This window comes from Brevundimonas sp. CEF1 (assembly GCF_051353055.1).
Lineage (GTDB): Bacteria > Pseudomonadota > Alphaproteobacteria > Caulobacterales > Caulobacteraceae > Brevundimonas.
On record NZ_CP195593.1, the window covers coordinates 3,521,594 to 3,543,406 of the forward strand.

At 68.9% G+C, this 21,813-nt stretch carries 23 protein-coding genes; 9 read left to right on the forward strand and 14 right to left on the reverse strand.

The window, feature by feature from the left end; all coding sequences use genetic code 11:
• The first annotated feature begins 49 nt into the window (after positions 1-49).
• The 3 genes from thpR (at position 50) to mmcB (ending at position 1,775) form a co-directional block, all read left to right on the forward strand.
• Positions 50-589 carry an RNA 2',3'-cyclic phosphodiesterase gene (thpR, locus tag ACR9FL_RS17620; RefSeq protein WP_436356570.1) on the forward strand — a complete coding sequence of 180 codons (540 nt, stop codon included), beginning with the start codon at positions 50-52 and terminating at the stop codon, positions 587-589.
• The gene (locus tag ACR9FL_RS17625) at positions 586-1,155 is read left to right on the forward strand and encodes a GNAT family N-acetyltransferase (protein ID WP_436356571.1); all 570 of its coding nucleotides are present in this window, start codon (positions 586-588) and stop codon (positions 1,153-1,155) included. The genes thpR and ACR9FL_RS17625 overlap by 4 nt, the downstream gene beginning before the upstream one ends.
• A 176-nt stretch (positions 1,156-1,331) precedes the next feature.
• Positions 1,332-1,775 carry a DNA repair putative endonuclease MmcB gene (mmcB, locus tag ACR9FL_RS17630; protein ID WP_436356572.1) on the forward strand — a complete coding sequence of 148 codons (444 nt, stop codon included), beginning with the start codon at positions 1,332-1,334 and terminating at the stop codon, positions 1,773-1,775.
• On the opposite strand, the gene ACR9FL_RS17635 is transcribed toward mmcB, so the two are convergent.
• From ACR9FL_RS17635 to ACR9FL_RS17670, 8 genes are all read right to left on the reverse strand, one after another.
• The gene (locus ACR9FL_RS17635) at positions 1,772-2,566 is read right to left on the reverse strand and encodes a kinase (RefSeq protein WP_436356573.1); all 795 of its coding nucleotides are present in this window, start codon (positions 2,564-2,566) and stop codon (positions 1,772-1,774) included. The two genes, mmcB and ACR9FL_RS17635, sit on opposite strands and share 4 nt — an antisense overlap.
• 1 nt (position 2,567) lies before the next feature.
• Complete coding sequence (locus ACR9FL_RS17640) at positions 2,568-2,888, reverse strand: 2Fe-2S iron-sulfur cluster-binding protein (RefSeq protein ID WP_297933198.1); 321 nt, start codon at positions 2,886-2,888, stop codon at positions 2,568-2,570.
• Positions 2,889-3,161: 273 nt separating this feature from the next.
• Positions 3,162-3,959 carry a succinate dehydrogenase iron-sulfur subunit gene (locus ACR9FL_RS17645; RefSeq protein WP_436356574.1) on the reverse strand — a complete coding sequence of 266 codons (798 nt, stop codon included), beginning with the start codon at positions 3,957-3,959 and terminating at the stop codon, positions 3,162-3,164.
• A 14-nt stretch (positions 3,960-3,973) separates the two neighbouring features.
• A complete protein-coding gene (sdhA, locus tag ACR9FL_RS17650; protein ID WP_346506238.1) occupies positions 3,974-5,758 on the reverse strand; it encodes a succinate dehydrogenase flavoprotein subunit in 1,785 nt (594 codons plus the stop codon).
• A gap of 7 nt (positions 5,759-5,765) precedes the next feature.
• Complete coding sequence (locus ACR9FL_RS17655; RefSeq protein WP_436356575.1) at positions 5,766-6,164, reverse strand: succinate dehydrogenase, hydrophobic membrane anchor protein; 399 nt, start codon at positions 6,162-6,164, stop codon at positions 5,766-5,768.
• The gene (sdhC, locus tag ACR9FL_RS17660; protein WP_436356576.1) at positions 6,161-6,613 is read right to left on the reverse strand and encodes a succinate dehydrogenase, cytochrome b556 subunit; all 453 of its coding nucleotides are present in this window, start codon (positions 6,611-6,613) and stop codon (positions 6,161-6,163) included. Before sdhC ends, ACR9FL_RS17655 begins: the two co-directional genes overlap by 4 nt.
• A gap of 125 nt (positions 6,614-6,738) precedes the next feature.
• Complete coding sequence (locus ACR9FL_RS17665) at positions 6,739-7,155, reverse strand: HIT domain-containing protein (protein WP_436356577.1); 417 nt, start codon at positions 7,153-7,155, stop codon at positions 6,739-6,741.
• Positions 7,152-7,898, reverse strand: a complete 747-nt coding sequence (locus ACR9FL_RS17670; protein WP_436356578.1) for an EcsC family protein — start codon at positions 7,896-7,898, stop codon at positions 7,152-7,154. The genes ACR9FL_RS17665 and ACR9FL_RS17670 overlap by 4 nt, the downstream gene beginning before the upstream one ends.
• A 141-nt stretch (positions 7,899-8,039) precedes the next feature.
• Between ACR9FL_RS17670 and mdh the strand changes: the two genes are divergently transcribed.
• Positions 8,040-9,002, forward strand: coding sequence for a malate dehydrogenase (mdh, locus tag ACR9FL_RS17675; protein WP_436356579.1), 963 nt, complete (start codon positions 8,040-8,042; stop codon positions 9,000-9,002).
• 336 nt (positions 9,003-9,338) lie between these two features.
• On the opposite strand, the gene zapE is transcribed toward mdh, so the two are convergent.
• Complete coding sequence (gene zapE, locus ACR9FL_RS17680) at positions 9,339-10,475, reverse strand: cell division protein ZapE (RefSeq protein WP_436356580.1); 1,137 nt, start codon at positions 10,473-10,475, stop codon at positions 9,339-9,341.
• A gap of 159 nt (positions 10,476-10,634) precedes the next feature.
• Between zapE and ACR9FL_RS17685 the strand changes: the two genes are divergently transcribed.
• The 3 genes from ACR9FL_RS17685 to ACR9FL_RS17695 all read left to right on the forward strand — a co-directional run bounded on the left by ACR9FL_RS17685 (position 10,635) and on the right by ACR9FL_RS17695 (position 13,395).
• Positions 10,635-11,681 carry an aspartate-semialdehyde dehydrogenase gene (locus tag ACR9FL_RS17685; RefSeq protein ID WP_314428748.1) on the forward strand — a complete coding sequence of 349 codons (1,047 nt, stop codon included), beginning with the start codon at positions 10,635-10,637 and terminating at the stop codon, positions 11,679-11,681.
• 126 nt (positions 11,682-11,807) lie between these two features.
• Positions 11,808-12,812 (forward strand): EamA family transporter RarD, encoded by a 1,005-nt coding sequence (rarD, locus tag ACR9FL_RS17690; protein ID WP_436356581.1) that lies wholly within the window; start codon positions 11,808-11,810, stop codon positions 12,810-12,812.
• A gap of 31 nt (positions 12,813-12,843) precedes the next feature.
• The gene (locus ACR9FL_RS17695) at positions 12,844-13,395 is read left to right on the forward strand and encodes a YybH family protein (protein WP_436356582.1); all 552 of its coding nucleotides are present in this window, start codon (positions 12,844-12,846) and stop codon (positions 13,393-13,395) included.
• Positions 13,396-13,820: 425 nt separating this feature from the next.
• On the opposite strand, the gene ACR9FL_RS17700 is transcribed toward ACR9FL_RS17695, so the two are convergent.
• The 3 genes from ACR9FL_RS17700 to ACR9FL_RS17710 form a co-directional block, all read right to left on the reverse strand.
• Positions 13,821-14,966: a serine hydrolase domain-containing protein gene (locus ACR9FL_RS17700; RefSeq protein WP_436356583.1), complete on the reverse strand. Its 1,146-nt coding sequence runs from the start codon at positions 14,964-14,966 to the stop codon at positions 13,821-13,823.
• A 31-nt stretch (positions 14,967-14,997) separates the two neighbouring features.
• Positions 14,998-16,653 (reverse strand): M28 family metallopeptidase, encoded by a 1,656-nt coding sequence (locus tag ACR9FL_RS17705; RefSeq protein ID WP_436356584.1) that lies wholly within the window; start codon positions 16,651-16,653, stop codon positions 14,998-15,000.
• A 78-nt stretch (positions 16,654-16,731) separates the two neighbouring features.
• Positions 16,732-17,958: an NAD(P)/FAD-dependent oxidoreductase gene (locus tag ACR9FL_RS17710; protein ID WP_436356585.1), complete on the reverse strand. Its 1,227-nt coding sequence runs from the start codon at positions 17,956-17,958 to the stop codon at positions 16,732-16,734.
• Between the two features lie 49 nt (positions 17,959-18,007).
• On the opposite strand from ACR9FL_RS17710, the gene greA reads away from it, so the two are divergent.
• Positions 18,008-18,484 carry a transcription elongation factor GreA gene (greA, locus tag ACR9FL_RS17715; protein WP_296177553.1) on the forward strand — a complete coding sequence of 159 codons (477 nt, stop codon included), beginning with the start codon at positions 18,008-18,010 and terminating at the stop codon, positions 18,482-18,484.
• Positions 18,485-18,489: 5 nt separating this feature from the next.
• Here greA and ACR9FL_RS17720 read toward each other — a convergent pair whose 3' ends face one another.
• Together ACR9FL_RS17720 and ACR9FL_RS17725 are read right to left on the reverse strand one after the other, a co-directional pair.
• A complete protein-coding gene (locus tag ACR9FL_RS17720; protein ID WP_436356586.1) occupies positions 18,490-20,130 on the reverse strand; it encodes a leucyl aminopeptidase in 1,641 nt (546 codons plus the stop codon).
• Positions 20,131-20,245: 115 nt separating this feature from the next.
• Positions 20,246-20,392: a hypothetical protein gene (locus tag ACR9FL_RS17725; protein ID WP_436356587.1), complete on the reverse strand. Its 147-nt coding sequence runs from the start codon at positions 20,390-20,392 to the stop codon at positions 20,246-20,248.
• 89 nt (positions 20,393-20,481) lie between these two features.
• Between ACR9FL_RS17725 and ACR9FL_RS17730 the strand changes: the two genes are divergently transcribed.
• Positions 20,482-21,426, forward strand: a complete 945-nt coding sequence (locus ACR9FL_RS17730; RefSeq protein ID WP_436356588.1) for a LysR substrate-binding domain-containing protein — start codon at positions 20,482-20,484, stop codon at positions 21,424-21,426.
• Positions 21,427-21,813 lie beyond the last annotated feature (387 nt).

Genomic DNA, 21,813 nt, shown 5'->3' on the forward strand with positions numbered 1-21,813 from the left:
AGGAAAACCCGTCTTCCGAACACACGTTCCGCCCGCTACCAAGGGTCGCATGTTGCGCCTGTTCACCGCCATTTCGATCCCGGAAGACGTCGCTGAGACGCTTCAGCGCCGCCAGTCGGGCCTGCCGGGCGCGCGCTGGCGGCCGCTGGACGCCCTGCACGTCACCCTGGCCTTCTATGGCGAGGCGTCCGAGCGCACGGCGGACGATCTGGCGTCTGAACTAAGCCGAGCCGAGGGCGGCGGGGCCTTCGAGATCACCCTGAACGGCGTCGGGGCCTTTGGCGACGCCCACCGCACCCACACCCTGTGGGCCGGGCTGGAACGGTCGGAGCCGCTGAATGTCCTGGCCGGGCGCTGCCGTTCGGCGGGCGAGCGGGCGGGCGTGCCGCCGGAGAAGCGCGAATACCGACCGCACGTCACCCTGGCCTATCTGAAGCCCCAGACGAACCCGGACCGCATCGGGGCATGGATCACGGGGCACAACCTGCTGCATTCGCCGCCGATCCGCATCGACCGTTTCTGCCTCTATTCCAGCGTCCTGACCGGCGACGGCAGCGTCTACAGCCTGGAGCGGGAGTATCTGTTGTGATCGAGCGTCCGACCTCGAGCCTCGGGCCGACGCTGGAGACAGAGCGTCTGTTTCTGCGTCCGCCGACGCTGGAGGACTTTCCCCGCTGGGCCGACTTCATGAGCGACTCGGAGACGACCCGCTTCATCGGCGGGGTGCAGTCGAAGCACGAGGTCTGGCGCGCCATGGCATCGGTCGCGGGCATGTGGGCCTTGCAGGGCGAGGGCATGTTCTCGCTGATCGAGAAGGCGACGGGTCAGTGGATGGGCCGCATCGGCCCGTTGCATCCCTATGACTGGCCGGGTCGCGAGGTGGGCTGGAGCCTGCACCGCGACGCGACCGGCAAGGGCTATGCGGTCGAGGCTGCGGCGGCGACCATGGACTATGCCTTCGATGTGCTGGATTGGACCGATGTCATCCACTGCATTGACCCGGACAATCGCGGCTCGGAAAAGGTGGCGCTACGTCTGGGGTCAACCAATCGCGGGCCGGGCCGCATCCCGCCGCCCTTTCAGGATCATGTCGTCAACCTCTGGGGCCAGACGCGCGAGGAATGGCGCGTGAACCGATTGAGGCTGGGCCGCTGATCTGACCGTCATCCCGGAAGCGGCGTAGCCGCTATCCGGGACCGCCGAATACGCCAAAAGCCTATGTCCTGGGTGGTCCCGGCTCTCCGCCTCGCTGCGGCCGGGATGACGGAGAGGGATGATGCGGAGGAAAGGTGCAGCTTGCGGCAGGAACATAGGCGGAACATAAAGGCGGCATGGCCGCCTCTGTCCTTGATCTTGAACTGGTCTTCAGCCGGCCGGAGACCACCCTGTCGGTGACGCGCGGCGCGGCGCGGCTGATGCGGGACATGGGCTATGCGCCCCTGCTGGAGGTCTGCCTGCCCAATGGGCGGCGCGCCGACGTCATGGCCCTGGGGTCGAAAGGCGACATCGTCATCTGCGAGGTGAAGTCAGGCGTGGAGGACTATCGCGTCGACCGCAAATGGCAGGAATACGGGCCCTTCTGCGACGCCTTCTACTTCGCCGTCGCGCCGGAGTTTCCGCAAGCGATCCTGCCGGACGAGCCGGGCCTGATCGTCGCCGACGGCTTCGGCGGGGCGGTGGTGCGCGCGGCGCCGACGACGCCCCTGGCGCCGGCGCGCCGCAAGGCCCTGACCCTGGCCTTCGCCCGGCTGGGCGCGCTCAGGGCGTCAGGTTAGGGAGATCGCGCCAGGCCGCGGTCCCGGCCAAGACTGAAGGTCCGATCCGCCCGCACTCCGCCCGCCAGCATGTGGCGGGTGATGCGTTCGAAGTGCTGGATGAAGACGGACAACTCGGCGCGCCGTTCGAGAGGCAGGGCGGCCGGGGACAGACCCATCAGGCCCGCCTCCTGTTCGCAGCGCCAGTCCATCACGGCGTCGAACGAGGGCGCCTTGAGGAACAGCAGGGCGTCGAAACGGGCGAAGGCCTCGGCGTAGGAGCCGGCCAGTTCGGCGTTGACCGCGCCGCGCCAGAGCCCTTGTCCATCCTGTTCGCGCTCCACGGCGTTGATCGGGGCGATCAGGTCGGCCTCGACCTGGGGCGTCGCCCCCAGGCACCAGCCATCGACCAGCACCGCCGACGGGCGGCCCGTGAACACAGGCCATTGCGTCTCGGGGCGGCGATCGTCGGCCAGCTTGTCGAAGGCGGGCAGGGCGGTTCGGCTGGCGGGACCGGCGGCGCGCAGGGCGGCGATGGTCGTGTCCAGCAGCCCCAGATCATGCGTGCCGGGCGGGCCGCGCACGGCGAACAGGGGATGGACCGCCCTGCCCTTGGCCTCGCGCTCGGCCTGGGTCAGATAGACGTCGTCCAGCGACAGGTGCGCCGCGCCCCCTCGTTCGGCGGCGGCGCGGGCCAGGGTGGTCTTGCCTGACCCCTGCGCCCCGGCGATCCCGATCAGCGGGATGTGTCCAGGCCGCGCATGGACCGTGATCAAGGCCCCGACCGCGTCCAGCAGCCGGGCGTCGATCATCTCAGTGTTGGCTTTGCGGCAGGCGCACGATCAAGCCGTCCAGGTCGTCGCTGACGCGGATCTGGCAGGACAGGCGGCTGTTCGGCTCGACGTTCTCGGCGAAGTCGAGCATCGACTCCTCCATGGCCGAGGGGCGGCCGGTTTCGGCGGCGAAGTTCTCGTCGACATAGACGTGGCAGGTGGCGCAGGCGCAGGCGCCGCCGCAGTCGGCGTCGATGCCGGGGACGTTGTTGCGGATCGCACCTTCCATGACGGACAGGCCGTTCTTGACCTCGACCGTGTGCTCGGTCCCGTCGTGCTCGATGTAGGTGATCTTGGCCATGCAGGCGTCTTAGCCTCGTCGGCGCGGGAGGCAAGCCCGGATGGCTATGAAAAAGGCGGTCGAGTCGTCTCGCCCCTTCCTGCCGTCATTCCGGGGCGCGAAGCGAGCCCGGAACCCAGGCGCCTGCTGTGGCCACGTCCCGGTCAGATGAAACGCCTGGGCCCCGGATCGCTCCTGCGGGTCGTCCGGGGTGACGGCAATATGAAGCTGGCCATGAAAAACCCCCGGAGCCTGACGGCGCCGGGGGCTGTTCGGATGGATCGGTCGGAAGCCCTAGGCCGCCGCGCGCTTGCGGCTCGGGGCCACCATCAGCTTCTTAGTCTCGGCGATCGCCTTGGCCGGGTTCAGCCCCTTGGGGCAGACCTGGGCGCAGTTCATGATCGTGTGGCAGCGATACAGCTTGAAGGGGTCCTCGAGGTCGTCGAGGCGCTTCTGGGTCGCATCATCGCGGCTGTCCGAGATCCAGCGGTAGGACTGCAGCAGTGCCGCCGGGCCGAGGTATTCTTCCTGGTTCCACCAGTAGCTGGGGCAGGAGGTCGAGCAGCAGGCGCACAGGATGCACTCATACAGGCCGTCCAGCTTCTCGCGGTCGGCGGGCGACTGCAGGCGCTCCTTCTCCGGGTCCGGCTCGTCGGACTGGAGGTAGGGCTGGATCGAGTCGTACTGGGCGTAGAAGAGGCTCAGGTCCGTCACCAGGTCCTTGACCACCGGCTGGTGGGGCAGGGGGGCCACGGTGATGTTGTGCGACGAGCACTCGTCCCAGCCCTTGGTGCAGGCCAGGGTGTTGCGACCGTCGATGTTCATCGAGCAGGAGCCGCAGATGCCTTCACGGCACGAGCGACGGAAGGACAGGGTGGGGTCGATCTCGTTCTTGATGTGGATCAGGGCGTCCAGAAGCATGGGGCCGTGATCGTCGGTCGAGACCTCGTAGCTGTCCCAGCGCGGATCGGAATCCGTCTCCGGGTCATAGCGATAGACCTTGTAGGTCTTGACGTTCTTGGCGCCGGCCGGGGCCTTGTGGACCTTGCCGGTCGTGGGCTTGGAGCCGCGCGGGAGGGTGAGTTGAACCATCTGTCTGCTCTCCCTTAGTAAACCCGAGCCTTGGGCTCGATGTACGAAACTTCGTCGGTCATCGTGTACTTGTGCACCGGACGGTAATCGATCTGGACGCCTTCGCCCGGACGCTTCCAGGCCAGGGTGTGCTTCATCCAGTTGACGTCGTCGCGGTCCGGGTAGTCCTCGCGGGCGTGGGCGCCGCGCGATTCCGTGCGGTTGGCCGCACCTTCGATGGTGACGAGGGCCTGAGCGATCAGGTTGTCGTACTCCAGCGTCTCCATCAGATCCGTGTTCCAGATCAGGCCGCGGTCCGTGGTCTTGATGTCGGCGCCGGCGGCGTCGATCGAGCGCAGCTTCTGGACGCCTTCGTCCAGGGTCTTGCCGGTGCGGAAGACGGCGGCGTCGGACTGCATGGCGCGCTGCATCTCGAGACGCAGCTTGGCGGTCGGGGTCGAGCCCGAGGCGTTGCGGAAGCGGTCGAGGCGGGCCAGGTGCTCGTCGGTCTGGGCCTTGGAGGCCGAGGGCACGGCGGAGTTCTTGTCGACGACTTCACCACAGCGCAGGCCGACCGCGCGGCCGAACACCACCAGGTCGGTCAGGGAGTTGGAGCCCAGACGGTTGGCGCCGTGCACCGAGACGCAGGCGGCTTCGCCCACGGCCATCAGGCCCGGAACCACGCTGTCGGGGTTGCCGTCGCGCAGGGTCAGCACCTCGCCGTGATAGTTCGTCGGGATGCCGCCCATGTTGTAGTGGACGGTCGGCAGGACCGGGATCGGCTCCTTGGTCACGTCGACGCCGGCGAAGATCTTGGCCGATTCCGAGATGCCCGGCAGGCGGGCGTGCAGGATCTTGGGATCCAGGTGGTCCAGGTGCAGGAAGATGTGGTCCTTGTTCGGACCCACGCCGCGACCTTCGCGGATTTCGATGGTCATGGAGCGGCTGACCATGTCGCGCGGGGCCAGGTCCTTCACGGTCGGCGCATAGCGCTCCATGAAGCGCTCGCCTTCCGAGTTGGTCAGATAGCCGCCTTCACCGCGGGCGCCCTCGGTGATCAGGCAGCCGGCGCCATAGATGCCGGTCGGGTGGAACTGCACGAACTCCATGTCCTGCAAGGGCAGGCCGGCGCGCAGCACCATGGCGTTGCCGTCGCCGGTGCAGGTGTGGGCCGAGGTGGCCGAGAAGTAGGCGCGGCCGTAGCCGCCGGTCGCCAGCACCACCATCTTGGCGCGGAACTGGTGCATCTGGCCGGTGTCGAGCTGAAGCGCGGTGACGCCGGTGCAGGCGCCGTCCTGCATGATCAGGTCCAGGGCGAAGTATTCGACGAAGAACTTGACCTCGCGACGGACCGACTGGCCGTAGAGGGTGTGCAGGATAGCGTGGCCGGTGCGGTCGGCGGCGGCGCAGGTGCGCTGCACCGGGCCTTCGCCGAAGTTGCGGGTCATGCCGCCAAAGGCGCGCTGGTAGATCTTGCCTTCTTCGGTGCGCGAGAAGGGCACGCCCCAGTGTTCCAGCTCGTAAACGGCCTTGGGCGCGTTACGGACCAGGTATTCGATGGCGTCCTGGTCGCCCAGCCAGTCCGACCCCTTGACGGTGTCGTACATGTGCCACTGCCAGCTGTCCTCGCCCATATTGCCGAGCGAGGCGGAGATGCCGCCCTGCGCCGCGACCGTGTGCGAGCGGGTCGGGAAGACCTTGGTGACGCAGGCGACCTTCAGGCCCTGCTGGGCGGCGCCGAGGGCCGCGCGCAGGCCCGAACCGCCCGCGCCGACGACGACGACGTCGTATTCGTGATCGATAAGCTCGTAAGCAGCCATGGCGGGATCAGACTCCGGCGGGCAGCGGGGCGGAGCCCATCGCCACACGCACGATGAAGAAGATGCTGGCGGCGGCCAGCACGAGGAAGACGAGGTTCGACAGGTTGATCAGGGTCGTCCGGGCCGAGGGCGCGGGGACGTAGTCCTCGATGATCACCTTCCAGGCCAGGCTGGCGAACAGGAAGAAGACGATGGCGGTCAGGCCCAGCAGGCCGGCGTTCAGGCTGTTGCCGAACCAGGCGACCACGGCTTCATAGCCGGCGCCCGCCAGGGTGAAGCCCGACGACAGGACCCATAGGCCCAGCGGCATCAGGGCCAGAAGGGCCAGCTTCTCGATCTTCCATTCACCGGCGCCGTGGCGCTCGGAGATCTTCACATGGTTCTTGAACTTGGGGGCGGCGCTCACAGCGAAACCTTTCCGGCGGCGAACAGGACGACCCAGAACAGCACGGTCACGACCAGAGGGCCCCAGACCGCGATATTGGCCATCAGATTGGCGGACTTCAGATCAAGGCCCTTGCCGGCGTCGTTGATCAGGTGGCGGGCGCCGTTCAGCAGGAAGGAGAAGACCACCAGCGACAGGCCGAACCAGATGAACAGACCGAAGGGCGAGGCCGAGCAGGCCAGAACCTTGGCGTAGGCCTCGGGGCCGGCGGCGACCGCCGCGACCCAGGCCAGCAGCAGAACGGCGCCGACCGTGGCCGCGCCGATGGTGACGCGGAACAGGATGGAGGCCGTCATGGTCACGTGCCACCGCCAGACGTCGGTGAAGGGCGACATCGGCGCCACATGGCCATTGGGATGGCGGACGTAGCGGCCAGTGGGGTCGCCCGCACCCTGGGGAAGGTTCGACATGCGAATGGTTCTCAAAAAACCTGTGGAAAAACAGGTCCGGTTGCAGTGCGATAGGCTTTAGTGACCGCGAAGGCCGGGTGTCAACGAACCGGGCCGGATAAGCGCTGCGGATCGCAATTTCCTGATCAGGCCTCGCGAATGGCTCGCAACAGGGCGGCTTTTTCGTCCGCAGGCAGAGGCAGGGCGCCGGGGCGCCCCCAGATCGGGTCGGGCCACAGGCCGTCGTCGCGGCGACGCCCGACGACATGGACATGCAGCTGGCGGGTGACATTGCCCAGGGCCGCCGTGTTCAGCTTGTCCACGGGCCGGCCGGCCGCCTCGGCGAGGGCGCGCACCACCTCGCCCGCCCGCACCACTTCATCCATCAGGGCCGTCCGCTGTTCGCGGTTCAGGTCGTCCAGCTCGACCGCGCCTTCGACGCGCGGCAGCAGGATCAGCCAGGGGAAGCGGGCGTCGTCCTGCAGCCGCACCTGGCACAGGGGCCAGTCGACGGCGAAGACGGACCCGGCCTCGAAGGCGGCGTCAGCTTTGAATTCAGTCATGTCAGATGCTCGTCCTCGAACCAGCGCAGGCGATAGGCGTTCATCGCCGTCGTCGCCAGCCGGGTCGTCAGCCGCCAGTTGACCACGGCCCCGACGGGGGCTCCGATGACCGGGATCAGCTGGGCCAGCTTGGCCAGGTCGATGTAGTCGCGATACTCCAGCTGGAACCTGCGCCAGTCGAAGTCCTGGATGCGCTCGGGCTGGTGCAGGCCGCGTCCCGCCGCCTCCAGGGCCGCCAGGGCCTCGGGCCGATGCCGGGCGCTGGAAAAGGCCAGCTGGAAGATGCGCAGCAGATAGAGACGCTCGGCCAGGCTCTTGCCCGAATGGCCGTAGAGGGCGCCGATCTCGGCCAGCAGCTTGACCTTGATGGCCAGCAGGGCAGGAAAATCGGCCGCCGCCAGCAGGAAGCCGCCCGCCCCCGCCACCCCGCCCTCGGCGCTGGCCGTGGTGCGATAGAGGTCGATGCGGGTGCGGATCAGGTCTTCGCGCGTCCTCAGGTCGCCATGCAGCAGGGGCTTGGCCGTGGTCCATTCGGCCCCCGCCATGACGCCTCGCGTGGTCAGCTCTACGCCGGAGGTGACGATCTGGTGCACCCGCTCGGGGATGATCTTGTTGATCCGATCCTGGGCGGCGCGAGTGGTCATGTCCCACAGGCCGGGACGGCGCAGCTGGCGTTCGCGCCAGGCCTCGGCCTCGCCCAGGACGCGGGCTTCATATTGGCGGTCGTCTTCCGTGGCGGTCATCATGCCCCTCTGGATGCGGCGACCCTCGCAGGGGCTGACCAAAGGCGCAACGCCCGGCGCTTGCTCCCGCTCCCTTGCGGGTCTAGACCGCCCGCCATCGAGTACCGTTTCGCACACGCAACATCGACTGGAGAGACCTGTATGGCTCGCGCGAAGATCGCCCTCATCGGCGCCGGAATGATCGGCGGAACCCTGGCCCACGTGGCCGCGCGCGAAGCGCTGGGCGACGTCATCCTGTTCGACATCGCTGAAGGCACGCCGCAAGGCAAAGCCCTCGACATCGCCGAAGCCTCGGCCGTCTTCGGTCAGGACGTGGCCCTGAAGGGCGCCAACGACTACGCCGACATCGCGGGCGCCGACGTCTGCATCGTCACCGCCGGCGTGCCGCGCAAGCCGGGCATGAGCCGCGACGACCTGATCGGCATCAACCTCAAGGTCATGAAGGCCGTCGGCGAGGGCATCAAGCAACACGCCCCCAACGCCTTCGTCATCTGCATCACCAACCCGCTCGACGCCATGGTCTGGGCCCTGCAGAAGTTCTCGGGCCTGCCCAAGGAGAAGGTCGTCGGCATGGCCGGCGTTCTGGACTCGGCCCGCTTCGCCTACTTCCTGGCTGAAAAGACCGGCGTCTCGGTGCAGGACATCAACGCCTGGACCCTGGGCGGCCACGGCGACGACATGGTGCCGATGGTGCGCCACTCGACCGTGGGCGGCCTGCCGCTGCCGGACGCCGTCGCTGCCGGCTTCCTGACGCAAGCCGAACTGGACGCCATCGTCGAGCGCACCCGCAAGGGCGGCGGCGAGATCGTGGCCCTGCTGAAGACCGGCTCGGCCTTCTACGCCCCGGCCGAAAGCGCGATTGCGATGGCCCGCTCCTACCTGCTGGATCAGAAGCGCGTCCTGCCTTGCGCCGTCTGGCTGTCGGGCGAGTACGGCCTGTCCGATCTCTACGTCGGCGTCCCGGCCCTGATCGGCGCCGCCGGCGTCGAGAAGATCGTCGAGTTCACCACCAACGACGACGAAAAGGCCATGTTCGCCAAGTCGGTCGAGTCGGTGAACGGCCTGATCCAGGCCTGCAAGGACATCGAGCCTTCGCTGGCTTAAGCCAGCGAAGAGGCGCTATCGCTCGGCTCGCGGAGCCTCGCTGCTTGAGCGCATAGCCGTTCCGGCCGCGTCGGGTCGAGAAGGCGGAGCCTTCTGACCGCGGCCGAACAAAAATGGAAAGGGCCGCATCTTCGGGTGCGGCCCTTTTTCGTGCGCCACACCCCTCACCCCACACTCCGCCGTCATCCTCGGGCTTGACCCGAGGATCGGACCATCAAGTGCGCGACGTGGGACAATGACCCGCACCAGGCGCCGCATCCTGCCAAAGGCGGGCTGGTTGAACGCTCGATCCTCGGGTCAAGCCCGAGGATGACGGAGAGAAGAAGAGGGCAGGCCTCAGGCGTGAACCGGCGCCGCCTCTTCCGCCTCGCTCTCATCGCCCCTCTGCTCCAGCCAGGAGGCGCTGCGCATCTCGTTCAGGCGCGACACCGTGCGCTCGAACTCGAACGCTCCGACACCCTCGGCGTAAAGCTTCTCAGGCTCGGCCTCGGCCAGGACCACCAGCCGGGTCTTGGCCTCGTAGAGGGCGTCGATCAGCGTCACCAGACGTCGCGCCTCATGGTGGTTGGCGGGGCTCAAGGTCGGCACGTCGGACAGGAAGAGGGTGTGGAAGCGTCGGGCGATGGCCAGATAGTCCTGCGGCCCCAGGGGCGAGCCGCACAGTTCGGTAAAGGTGGCGCGCGCCATGCCGCCGACCGTGCGCTGCACCCGGACCTGACGGCCCAGAACGGGCAGGGCCACCGGCTCTTCCGGCTCTCCGCCCTTGAGGTCCGACCACAGGGTCTCGAAACCGGCCCGCGCCGCATCGTCCAGCGGCGAGAACCAGACCTTCGCCCCCGCCATGCGGTCCAGGCGGAAGTCCCGCGCCCCGGCCGTCTCCACCACCTCGCAGCGTTCCCTCAGGATGTCGATGAAGGGCAGGAAGAGCTGGCGGTTGATGCCGTTCTTGTAGAGGTCCTCGGGCGCGCGGTTCGAGGTCACCGCCAGGACCACCCGCTTCTCGAACAGGGCCTCGAACAGCCGGCCCAGGATCATGGCGTCGGCGATGTCAGTGACCTGCAGTTCGTCAAAGCACAGCAGCCGCGCTTCCGAGGCGATCAGGGCCGCGATCGGCGGAATGGGGTCGTCGCCTTTGGCTGTCCCGAACACGGCCTTGCGGGCGCGCGGATCGCCGTCGCGCCACTGCTTCACCAGATCGTGGATGCGGGCCATGAAGGCGTGGAAGTGGGCGCGCACCTTCTTCTGTTCGGGCGTGGCCGAGTAAAACAGGTCCATCAGCATGGACTTGCCGCGTCCCGGCGGCCCCCAGATGTAGATGCCTTTGACCTCGGGCGGGCGGCCGAACAGGCCCTTCCTGGCCAGGTCCGCCTCCAGCCGTTCCAGCGCGGCCAGCAGCTCCAGTTGCTGCGGATCGGGGGCGATGACGCCCTCTTCGACGCGGATGTCGTAGGCGTTGCGGATACGGGAGGTCATGGTCAGCGGCATAGCCCCAAGGGACCGATCAGGGAAGGCGGAGCGGATTCATGCCTTCTGACGCAGGAATTTGGTGAAAACCGGTTGCTTCGCGCCTGCGAAAGACCCAAATGCAGAACCGCTTTTCTCCCCAGCGCCCCTTCTAAGGATATTCTGATCATGGGCTATCGCGTCGCCGTCGTTGGCGCCACCGGCAATGTCGGTCGCGAAATGATGAACATCATCGAGGAACTGAACTTCCCCGTCGACAAGATGCACGCGATCGCCTCACGAAAATCCAAGGGCGTCGAGGTGGCCTTCGGCGACAAGACGCTGAAGTGCGAGGACCTGGAGCAGTTCGACTTCTCCACCGTCGACGTCGTGCTGATGAGCGCCGGCGGTTCGGTGTCGAAGGAATGGTCGGAAAAGATCGGCAAGGCCGGTCCCATCGTCATCGACAACTCCTCGGCCTTCCGCATGGACCCGGACGTGCCGCTGATCGTGCCGGAGGTGAACCCCGATGCGGTCAAGCTGGCGCGCAAGAAGAACATCGTCGCCAACCCCAACTGCTCGACGGCCCAGCTGGTCGTGGCGCTGAAGCCCCTGCATGACGCGGCCAAGGCCAAGCGCGTCGTCGTCTCGACCTATCAATCCGTGTCGGGCGCCGGCAAGGAAGGCATGGACGAGCTGTGGAACCAGACCAAGGCCATCTACGGCCTGGGCGACGCCACGCCCAAGAAGTTCCCCAAGCAGATCGCCTTCAACGTCATTCCCTACATCGGCTCCTTCCGCGACGACGGCTACACCGACGAGGAAGCCAAGATGTGGGACGAGACCCACAAGATGATCGACCCCTCGATCAAGCTGACCGTGACCTGCGTCCGCGTGCCGGTCTTCGTCGGCCACTCGGAGGCCGTGACGGTCGAGTTCGATCGCCCGATCGAGCCGGACGAGGCCCGCGAAATCCTGCGCGAGGCGCCGGGCGTCCTGGTCATCGATAAGCTGGAACACGACGGCTACATCACCCCCGTCGACGCCGCCGGCGAGCATGCGGTCTATGTGTCGCGCATCCGCAAGGACCCGACCGTCGAGAACGGCCTTTCGTTCTGGGTCGTGTCGGACAACCTGCGCAAGGGCGCGGCCCTGAACGCCGTCCAGATCGCCCAGCTGCTGGACGAGACCGGCGTCATCACCCCGTCCAGCGGCTACCGCAGCCTGACGGTCTAAGTACTCGCCGTCATCCCGGCCGTAGCGAAGCGTAGAGCCGGGACCGCCACGAACGTCGCCGTTTGATGCGGTCCCGGATCGATCCTTCGGATCGTCCGGGATGACGCTTATCAAGGCGTCCGCCCAGTGACCGCGTCCCCCTCTGCGACCTCGTCCGAAGCCCGCGCCGCCCTGATGGCGGGGGTGGGTTGCTATCTGCTGTGGGGCTTCATCCCCCTGGTTTTCCAGCAGATGGCGCATCAGGGCGCCGACGCCTGGGAGATCATGGGCCACCGCGCCGTCTGGGGCCTGCTCTGGGCCTTGCTGCTGGTCCTGATCGCGCGTCAGTGGACTCAGGTGGTCGCCGTCTTCCGCCAACCCAAGGTCCTGGGCTGGCTGGCCCTGTCGGCGGTGCTGATCGCGACGAACTGGACCACCTATGTCGTGGCGGTGAACAACGGGCGGACCCTGGACGCCTCGCTGGGCTACTACCTCAATCCCCTGCTCAACATGGCCGCCGGGGCCTGGTTGTTCCGTGAACGGATCGACCGCTTCGGCGCCGCCGCCATCGGCCTGGCCGCCGTCGGGGTGGTGCTGCAGACCCTGGCCCTGGGCCACGCCCCCTGGGTCTCCCTGCTGCTGGCCTTCAGCTTCGCCGCCTACGGCATCATCAGAAAGCGCGTCTCGGTCGAGGCCCAGACCGGCCTCTTCATGGAGTGCCTGCTGCTGGCCGCGCCGGGCCTGGCCTGGGTGATCTATATTCAGGCGACGGGGCAGGGGCATTTCACCGCCTCGCCCGCCGCCACCTTCTGGCTGCTGTTCGCCGGTCCGGCCACGGTCATCCCTCTCGCCCTCTTCGCCTGGGCGGCGCGGCGCATGCCCCTGTCCAGCATGGGCTTCCTGCAGTTCCTGGCTCCGACCATCGTCTTCTTCATCGGCATGATGCAGGGCGAGGCCCTGGGGGGCTTACGCATCGCCTCCTTCGCCTTCATCTGGCTGGGCGCGGCGGTCTTCGCCGTCGGCGCGGTGCTCAAGGTCCGACGCGCCAGCCGCACGGCCGAGACCATTGTCGCCCCGGAACCCGGCCTGCTGGACGACCCGGCCGAGGACCGCATGGGGGCCCTGGACCAGGAAGCGCGCGTCCCGCGTTGAGATTGGCGGCCGTTCCAGCCTAGAAGGGCTGATGATCCGCGCTCGCTCTCTCGCCGTCCTTGCTCTTTCTGTCGCCCTGGCGACCGGCTCGTCCGCCTGCGCCCAGAGCGTCGGCATGCAGGGGGGCGGCGACGAAGTCATCCGCACGGCGCGCAGCGAGGCGCCCGCGCCGCTGGCCCCGCCGGTGGTCGTGCCGACCACGGCCGAGACCTTCGACGCGGTGAGCAACACCCTGGACGCCGCCGCCGAGGCCTGGTCCTCGGGCGACGTCGAGGCGGTCATGGCCACCTATGTCCAGGACGAGCCCCTGCTGGTTTTCCTCGGCGACACTCCGCTGAAGGGGCCGGACAGCGTGCGCGCCGCCCTGCAGGCCCGCGCCGCCCAGCCCGGCGGCCTGGGCCAGATGACCTATGAGTGGTTCGAGACCCTGCAGTTCGACGTCAACACCACGGTGGTTTCCGGCCGGGTGGTCATGCGACGTGAGGGCAAGACTGATCGCGGCCTGTTCACCCGCGTTCTGCGCCGCACCGAGGACGGCTGGCGCATCGTCCACGACCAACTGGCCTGGGGCGCCGACGCCTGAGGCTTTGACGCGGACCTTGCGCATAAGAGGCCGCGCTGGCGCCAGTGTTTCATTGAGATTGGCCGCATCGCGATGACGGATGCGCGCCCTGGTCAGTAACGACGTCATAGTCGCCCTCTGATCTTTCTCATCGTCCGCTCGACATCCCGCCTCCCTCTCCCTGTGGGAGAGGGCTTGAGCCTCGGAGAGCCGCAGGCGATCCGTCAGGCGAAAGGGTGAGGGTTGAAGTCTTCAGTCGGCGTAAGCCGCCGCATATCCTCCCCACCTTACCTGCGGGTATGCAGGTGCTACGAAGGGTAGGGATTGAGGTTCCTGTGCCACGGCGAGCGCCGACTCACACGGTGAACCCTCACCCTTTCGCTCGGCCAATCGCTTCGCTCTTGGGAGCTCAAGCCCTCTCCCATCGGGAGATGGGCCGCCGCCTCCTACAGCGCGGCGTAAAGCGCCTCGACCAGGCGCAGGGCGCGTGGATCGCCGATCAGGTGCGGCGACTGGCGCGTCATGACATAGGCGGCCGAAACCCCCGTGGCCGGATCGGCGAAGGCCATCGACCCGCCCCAGCCGGTATGGCCCACGCTCGCGGGATTGGACCCGAAGACCTTCAGGCTCTCGTTGCGCATGAAGCCGGCCGCCCAGCTCATGTCGAAGGGCACCACCTTGTCGAAGCCCCGGATGCGCTCGCGCGTCGCTTGCGCCAGCGTGTCCGCCGACAGCATCGTCTCACCGTCCAGGGCGCCGCCCGTGGCGACGATGGACATCATCCGCGCCAGGTCCTTGGCCGTGCCGTGCAGATTGGCCGAGGGGATTTCCGCCATGCGCCACTCGGTCGAGCCGCGCCCGCCGGGGGCCGAGCCGCGATCGAGGAAGGCCGCCTTCTTGATGGCGTCGATGGGGCCGAGGTCCGGGGCGGCGGTCGGCTTGCGCATCTGCGCCACCCGCCCATGCTCGCTCTCGGGCAGGCCGATCCACAGGTCGAGATCCAAGGGCTGAGCAAAGTCCTCGCGCAGGGCTGTGCCCATGCTGCGCCCATCGACGATGCGGAACAGCTCGCCGGCCAGATAGCCGATGGTGATGGGGTGATAGCCCGAGGCCGTGCCGGGCTCCCACAGCGGCGCCTGAGCCGCCAGCCGGTCCAGAACCGCCTGCCGATCAAACCAGATCTCCGGCTCGACCCCGCCGTCGAAGCCCGGCAGGCCCGACTGGTGGCTCATCAACTGGCCGACGGTCAGCCGCTCCTTGCCCGCAGCGCCGAAGGCCGGCCAGTGGTCGGCGACACTGTCCTCATAGGACAGCAGCCCCTTGTCCACGCAGCGCGCGATCATCAAAGCCATGACCGCCTTGCCGGTCGAGAAGACCGGGACCAGGCTCTTGTCCGTGAAGGGCGTGCGCCCCGCCGTGTCGGCCGACCCGGCCCAGAGATCCACGGCCACCTCCCCGTCGATGACGACGCTGAAGCGCGCCGCCTGTTCGTTCAGCCTCTCGGGCGCGTCGACGAAGTTGGCGGCGAAGGCGTCCTTCACCGCGCTGAAACGGGCGGGGCAGAGGCCGTGGATGTCGGGCGCTTGGGTCATGCGGGCGGTCTAGCGCGTCAGGCCGCCGGGGTCACGGCTTGCGCGCATCGGCCGAGGCGTTGCGCGCCGCCTCGAACTCATCGCCCGGCTTCCACGCCGGCCAGTCGCGCGAATTGGCCAGGGCGGCGCCGACCTCATAGAGCAGTTGAACATCGGCGGCGGCGGCGTCCATCTTCCACTCCGGGGTCCATTCGTCCGTGGGCTGATGATAGCGGTTGGCGACATAGTCGCGGCTGGCGGCGTTATGGCCCGTAAAGCCCGCCGCGGCGAACAGGGCGGGCACGCCCTTCCGCGCCAGCGGGAAGTGGTCCGAGCGATAGAAGGCCCCGGCCTGGGGCGCCGGATCGGGGATCAGGCGACGGCCTTCGCGCCCGGCGAAGACGGCCAAGCGGTCGTCCAGATCATTCTTGCCCGCGCCTATGACGACGATGTTGGGGTCGATCTCGGTCCCCGGCAGCAGGCTGTCCATATTGATGTTGGCGACCGTGGTCTCCAGCGGCCAGACCGGATTGGCGGCATAATACTCGGCCCCCAGCAGGCCCGTCTCCTCGGCGGCCCAGCTGACGAAGACGGTCGAGCGTTCGGGGCGCGGCCCCTCGGCGAACAGGCGGGCCAGCTCCAGCACGGCCGCCACGCCCGTCGCATTGTCGACGGCGCCGTTATAGATGTCGTCGCCGTTCTTGGGCGTCGCCCGGCCATAGGCGTCCCAGTGGGCGCCGAACATCACCGTCTCGTCCGGGTGGGTCGCGCCCGGCAGGCGAGCCATGACGTTGCGGGTCTGAACCCGGTCGGCCTTCTGGCCGAAGTCGATGGACATGGTGACGCCGTCCAGCGCCACCGGTCGGAAGTCGGGCGTGCGCGCCTGGGCCTTTAGCGCGGCGAAGTCGAGCCCGGCGTCCTGGAACAGCTTTTCGGCCACGGCGCCCTGGATCCAGCCCTGGGCCTCCACGCGTTCCTTGTCCGGATCGGCGCGGACGATGTCGAACTTGGGCGCGGTCGAGGAGTTCTGCAGCGTCGACCAGGGATAGCCCGCCCCCGCCGTGTCGTGGATGACCAGGACCCCCGCTGCTCCGTGCGACGCCGCCACCTGGAACTTGTAGGTCCAGCGGCCATAGAAGGTCATGGCCTGACCGTCGAACTGGCCGGTCACCGGATGGCCTTCCGGGGCGTTGAAGTCGGGGTCATTGACCAGGACCAGCATGATCTTGCCAGTCAGATCGACCCCCTTGTAGTCGTCCCAGCCGCGCTCGGGCGCGTCCACGCCATAGCCGACGAAGACCAGGGGCGCGTCCTTGAGCGAGATATGGCTCACCGGCCGGTCGGAGGAGACGATGACGTCTGTGGCCCGCTGCAGGGCGGTGGTCTGTCCCTTGGCGCTGACGCTGATGGCGGCGGGTCCGTCCTGGCTGGTGCGGCTGACCTGGGCTGTCTGAACCCAGGCGCCGTCGGGGCCGCCGGGCTCCAGCCCGAGCGCCTGAAACTGCTGCGTCAGCCATGCGATGGTCTTGTCCTCGCCCGGCGTGACCGGAGCGCGGCCCTCGAACTCATCCGAGGCCAGGACCCGCGTCGCCTCGCTGAGCCGGACCGGATCGACGCGGCCCAGAGGGGCTGTCTGAGCGAGGGCCGAGGTCGAGGTCATCAGCGCGGCGATCAGGCCAAGGGCGGCGGCGGAACGGGACGTTGACATGAAGCGCACTCGGTCAGCGAGAGAAGGCTGACACGCTGCCCCCTCGCGCCCCGCCTGTCGACCCCCGCCCTTGGTCGATCAGCGCGCCTTCAGCCAGTCCGCCGCGCCCTGCGCCGCGACGACGCCGGAGGCGAAGGCGGCCTGCAGCAGATAGCCGCCGGTCGGGGCCTCCCAGTCCAGCATCTCGCCGGCGAGGAAGACGCCGGGGCGGGCTTTCAGCATCAGGTGTTCGTCCACGGCGTCCAGCGTTACACCGCCCGCCGAGGAGATGGCGCGGCTCAGGCCCTGAACCCCGGTCAGGGTGAGGCTGACGCCCTTGATGCGCGCCGCCAGCGGACCCGGCTCGGTCGGCAGAGGCCCGGCCTCGCGCAGCAGGGCGACGGCCAGGGGATCGAGGTGGACGGCCTTCCTCAGCCAGTTGGACAGGCTGTCCTTGCCGCGCGGCCTCAGCAGTTTCTGGGTCAGGGCCTGCCGGCTGATGTCGGGCCGCAGGTCCAGCATCAGCGTGGCCGAACCGTCGCGGGCGATGGCCTCGCGCAGGTCCGCCGAGAGGGCGTAGATGGCCCCGCCCTCGATCCCATAGGCGGCGATCATGGCCTCGCCGCGCACGGTGCGACCGGCATGGCTCAGGGCCACGCCCTTGATCGGCTGGCCGGCGAAGCGGTCTCGGAACAGGGGCGACCAGGCCAGGTCGAAGCCGACATTGGCGGGACGGAAGGGGGCGACAGCGACGCCCGCCGTCTCCAGTTCGGGAACCCAGGCGGCGTCGGATCCTAGCTTCGCCCAGCTGGCGCCGCCGAGCGCGAGGACCACGGCGTCGGGCCGTTCCAGCCGCTCGCCCTCGGGCGTGTCGAAGCTCAGTGCTCCGTCCTTCCAGCCGGTCCAGCGCGAGCGGGTGCGGATCTCGACGCCCAGGCCCTCCAGCCGCGCCAGCCAGGCGCGGAGCAGGGGCGAGGCCTTCATGGCCTTGGGGAAGGCCCGGCCCGAGGAGCCGACAAAGGTCGCTTGGCCCAGACCCTCGACCCAGGCGATCAGATCTGCGGGCGAAAAGGCGTCCAGCCAGTCCGCGACGCGGTCCCGTGCCGGGGCGTCGTAGCGGTTCAGGAAGGGCGCTTGCGCCTCCGAATGGGTCAGGTTCAGCCCGCCGCGCCCGGCCATCAGGAACTTGCGCGCCACCGAGGGCATCCGCTCATGCACCGTGACGCGCAGGCCCGCCGAAGCCAGGCGTTCGGCCGCCATCAGCCCGGCGGGGCCGGCGCCGATCACGGCGACAGCAGGAGGTGTGGAGGAAGGCGCGTCTGTCATCACGCCTTCCTAGACCGGAACGTCCGCGAACGGCATACGCTCTGTCCTCATGAGCGTCGCCTTCACCCGAGAAGAAGATCTGGAAGCCACGGCCGCCGACCTGGTGGACCGTCCGATCTCGCCCCATCCCAACCACGTCACGGCCGAGGGCCTGGCCCAGATCGAAGCCGAACTGGCGGCGGCGCGGGCGGCCTATTCGGGGGCCCAGGTCAAGGGCGCGATCGAGGCGGACCGCACCGCCATGGCCCGGGCCACGCGCGACCTGCGTTACTGGGCGGCGCGCCGGGCCTCGGCCCAGCTGCTGGAGACGACGCCGGACGGGCGCGCGCGCTTCGGCGGCTCGGTGACCATCGAGCGCGAGGACGGCCGCACCCAGACCTGGCGCATCGTCGGGGAGGACGAGGCCGACCCGGCCAAGGGCAGTGTCAGCCACGTCTCGCCCCTGGCCCGCGCCCTGATGGGCAAGCGCGAGGGCGACGAGGCGATAGTGGCGGGCCAGTCGGTCGAGATCGTCGCGGTCGACTGAGGGGCTTAAAAGCCGCCCGTCCCCTTCTCTTTCGCCACCGGCTGGAAGTCGCGCACGAAGCGTTCCAGCAGGCGGACGCTGAAGCCCGCCGAGCCCGCCGGCTTGACGTCATTGGCGCCGCCATAGGCCATGTTGGCGATGTCCAGGTGGGCCCAGGGCGTCTCGGGCCGCGCAAAATAGCCGATGAAGTGGGCGCCGGTGCCCGCGCCTGCGCCGCCTTCGCCGGAGTTCTTGATGTCGGCGATGGTCGAGCTGGTGCCCCCGACATAGGAGGGGTGCAGCGGCAGGCGCCACAGGCGCTCGCCGGTCGCGTCGCCCGCCACGCGCAGCTGGTCGGCCAGGGCATCGTGGCGGCTGAACAGGCCGGCGTAGTCATTGCCGAGCGCCCCGCCGACCGAGCCGGTCAGGGTGGCTACGTCGACGATGGCCGCGGGGTCGAGACGGGTGTCGGCCCAGACCACGGCGTCGGCCAGGACCAGACGCCCTTCGGCGTCGGTCGAGATGATCTCGATGGTGCGGCCGTTCATGGCGGTCAGGACGTCGCCGGGACGGATGGCGTTCCCGTCGGGCATGTTTTCGGCCAGGGCCGCGACGGCGGCCACATCGACCGGGGCGCCCGCCCTGGCCAGGGCCAGGACGGCGCCGACGACGCTGGCGGCGCCGGACATGTCCATCTTCATATTGCCCATATTGGCGCCCGGCTTGATGGAGACGCCGCCGGAATCGAAGGTGATGCCCTTGCCCAGCAGGGCGACGGGACCGACGTCAGGCGCGCCCTGACCCTTGTAGCGCACGACCAGCAGGCGTGGGGGACGCGGAGAGCCCTGGCCGACGCCGAGCAGCGAGCCCATGCCGAGGGCCTGCATGGCGGGCACGTCCAGAACCTCGATCTCGACGCCGGGAACGCCGGCGAAGGCGACGCGGGCGCGCTCGACGAAGCTCTCGGGATAGATGACGTTGGCGGGTTCGTTGGAGATGTCGCGGGTCCAGGCCATGGCCTCGACCAGGGCCGCGCCGCGTCGCCAGGCGGCCTGAGCGCCGGCCGCGTCGTCGGCGACGAGGGTGATCCCGCCCGGCGCGGCGACGTCGCGGCCGGTGGTGCGGTGCAGGTCGGAGCGGTACTGGCCGAGGCCGAGGCCGGTCGCCAGCTCGGCGGCGTTGTCGGCGGACAAGCCGGCGGTCAGGACGGTCATTGCGCCGGGCTGGGCGATCAGGGCGCGACCGGCGACGGTCCCGGCGGTCTGGACCTCAGAAGGCTTGGCCTCGGTCGGCAGGCCGACGACCAGGATGCGGTCCCAGCCGCCGACGCCGTGCAGGCTCAGGGTCTGGCGCGCCTTGTAGTCGAAGCGGGCGGCGGTCAGGGCGGCGGCCACGGCCTCGCGCACGGCGGGGGTCAGGGCGGCGCCGCGCGCAGCCAGATCAGCCTCGGCCCCCAGGGGCAGGACCAGGGCGCCCGACGGCTGGCCCGGCGTGGCGGCGAAGGTCACGGCGCGCTGCGCGGCGGGGGCGGCGCGTGGCGTCAGGGCGGCGGGCGCTGCGGCGGCGGCTCGACGCGATTGGGCCTCGGCCGGCAGGGCGACGCTCAGGCTGACGGCGGCCAGGGCGGCAGCGGCGGCGAAGGTCGGAATGGTCTTGGTGCGGCGCATCGGTCGGAGCCCCCTCGGTGTCGATGAAGGTGCGTTTATGGCCAGGCTCGCCGGAGCGGCGCAAACCGTTCCGGCGATGCGGGGGGCGACCGCGACGCCGTGTCGCGGCGGCCGGTCAGCAGGCGGCGCGGCCGGGGCGCAGTTTCGGCGTCGACGCGACGGCGAGCTTGGCCGTCGCAGGCGCGGCGGGTTTGCGGGCCTCCAGCAGGGCGCCGATCCAGCCCCACGCGGGTTCCTTATGAGTGCGATACATCTCTTCCATCGGTCGTCCTCCTTTCGTGTGAGGCGAATATGCGGTTGACGAACGGGGTTCACAAACGAGACCATAGAGCTCATGCATAAGGCTTGCTTATGACTGACGTTCTGCCCCGCATTCCCGTCGACGCCTTGAGGGTGTTCGAGACGGCCGCACGCCTGCTCAGCTTCACCCGCGCCGCCGAGGCTCTGGGCATGAGCCAGGCGGCGGTCAGCTGGCGCATCCGCGACCTGGAGCAGAGGCTGGACCGGCCCCTGTTCGTGCGCGGCGTGCGGCAGGTGTCGCTGACGCCCGAGGGCGAGCGGCTGGCCACGGCCTCGATCGAGGCCATGACCCTGTTGCGCCGCGCCGTGGCCGACGTGGTCGAGGCGGATCAGGGCGTGCTGGCCATCACCACGTTGCAGACCCTGGCGACCCAGTGGCTGGCGACGCGGCTGGGGGCCTTTCAACTGGCCAACCCCGATCTGGCGGTGCGGGTCGACACCAGTTCCGTCCTGTCCAGCCTGGGCGCCGACGGCCTGGACGTGGCCCTGCGCTTTGGCTCGGGTCGGTGGCCGGGGCTGGAGAGCCGCTTCCTGATGCCCGCCGTCTTCACCCCCCTGTGCACCCCGGCCATGCGCGAGCACCTGGATCTGAAGACGCCGGCGGACCTGAAGCGCGCCCATCTGGTGGGCGAACCGGCCGAATGGGCCGCCTGGTTCGCCGCCGCCGGGGTGGCGCCCGCCGACGCGGCGCCTTCGCCGCGCCTGACCGCCGACAACCAGGCCATGGAGGTGGCGGCGGCGCTCGGCGATCAGGGTGTGGCCCTGGGCTCGCCCATCCTCTATGGCCGGGAGATCAAGCGAGGGCTGCTGGTCCGACCTTTCGAGCAGACGGTGGCCCTGGCCGAGGGTTATTGGCTCTGCTACCCGCCCGCCCGCCGCCTGACCCCCAAGATCGCCCGCTTCCGCGACTGGATCCTGGACACCGCGCGCGACGATCCGGCGGTGGTCGAGGGGGCGCGGCTGGCGGGACGGGCAGTGGGGGAGGTCGGGGGTTGATCCTTCTCTTGCGTGTGGCGGCGGCTTTGGGCGCTTCTTTCCGATGTCGCGAGACCCCTTATCCGTCGACCTTCGGTCGCCACCTTCTCCCACAAGGGGAGAAGGAACTTCTTGAGTGCGCCCGGAGTGATTGAGTAATACCGTTTCGACGAAGACAGACGCCCCGCGCGAAGAGTTGGACATGAGCTCGGGGCAGGCGCCGGTCTTATCGGCTACCCCCGGCGCCCATGACGGGCAGGTCAGGCCGACGACCTGATCCTGGAACGGTCCGCGTAACCCCCGCGACCCTGATCGAGACCTCTATGGCGGACGGGTCGAACGCCCCGTCTCTAGGCCCCATCGATGTGATGTCTGAAGTGGGGTCTACCGCCCTTCGGGCTACTTGAG

Coding starts and splice junctions, on each gene's coding strand:
- ACR9FL_RS17640 (WP_297933198.1), bottom strand. CDS start 2,888: ATGGCCAAGATCACCTACATCGAGCACGACGGGACCGAGCACACGGTC.
- ACR9FL_RS17710 (WP_436356585.1), bottom strand. CDS start 17,958: ATGACAGACGCGCCTTCCTCCACACCTCCTGCTGTCGCCGTGATCGGC.
- ACR9FL_RS17730 (WP_436356588.1), top strand. CDS start 20,482: ATGACTGACGTTCTGCCCCGCATTCCCGTCGACGCCTTGAGGGTGTTC.
- ACR9FL_RS17725 (WP_436356587.1), bottom strand. CDS start 20,392: ATGGAAGAGATGTATCGCACTCATAAGGAACCCGCGTGGGGCTGGATC.
- ACR9FL_RS17695 (WP_436356582.1), top strand. CDS start 12,844: ATGATCCGCGCTCGCTCTCTCGCCGTCCTTGCTCTTTCTGTCGCCCTG.
- zapE (WP_436356580.1), bottom strand. CDS start 10,475: ATGACCTCCCGTATCCGCAACGCCTACGACATCCGCGTCGAAGAGGGC.
- ACR9FL_RS17685 (WP_314428748.1), top strand. CDS start 10,635: ATGGGCTATCGCGTCGCCGTCGTTGGCGCCACCGGCAATGTCGGTCGC.
- ACR9FL_RS17670 (WP_436356578.1), bottom strand. CDS start 7,898: ATGACCGCCACGGAAGACGACCGCCAATATGAAGCCCGCGTCCTGGGC.
- thpR (WP_436356570.1), top strand. CDS start 50: ATGTTGCGCCTGTTCACCGCCATTTCGATCCCGGAAGACGTCGCTGAG.
- ACR9FL_RS17665 (WP_436356577.1), bottom strand. CDS start 7,155: ATGACTGAATTCAAAGCTGACGCCGCCTTCGAGGCCGGGTCCGTCTTC.
- ACR9FL_RS17645 (WP_436356574.1), bottom strand. CDS start 3,959: ATGGTTCAACTCACCCTCCCGCGCGGCTCCAAGCCCACGACCGGCAAG.
- sdhC (WP_436356576.1), bottom strand. CDS start 6,613: ATGTCGAACCTTCCCCAGGGTGCGGGCGACCCCACTGGCCGCTACGTC.
- ACR9FL_RS17700 (WP_436356583.1), bottom strand. CDS start 14,966: ATGACCCAAGCGCCCGACATCCACGGCCTCTGCCCCGCCCGTTTCAGC.
- sdhA (WP_346506238.1), bottom strand. CDS start 5,758: ATGGCTGCTTACGAGCTTATCGATCACGAATACGACGTCGTCGTCGTC.
- ACR9FL_RS17705 (WP_436356584.1), bottom strand. CDS start 16,653: ATGTCAACGTCCCGTTCCGCCGCCGCCCTTGGCCTGATCGCCGCGCTG.
- greA (WP_296177553.1), top strand. CDS start 18,008: ATGAGCGTCGCCTTCACCCGAGAAGAAGATCTGGAAGCCACGGCCGCC.
- ACR9FL_RS17720 (WP_436356586.1), bottom strand. CDS start 20,130: ATGCGCCGCACCAAGACCATTCCGACCTTCGCCGCCGCTGCCGCCCTG.
- mmcB (WP_436356572.1), top strand. CDS start 1,332: ATGGCCGCCTCTGTCCTTGATCTTGAACTGGTCTTCAGCCGGCCGGAG.
- mdh (WP_436356579.1), top strand. CDS start 8,040: ATGGCTCGCGCGAAGATCGCCCTCATCGGCGCCGGAATGATCGGCGGA.
- ACR9FL_RS17635 (WP_436356573.1), bottom strand. CDS start 2,566: ATGATCGACGCCCGGCTGCTGGACGCGGTCGGGGCCTTGATCACGGTC.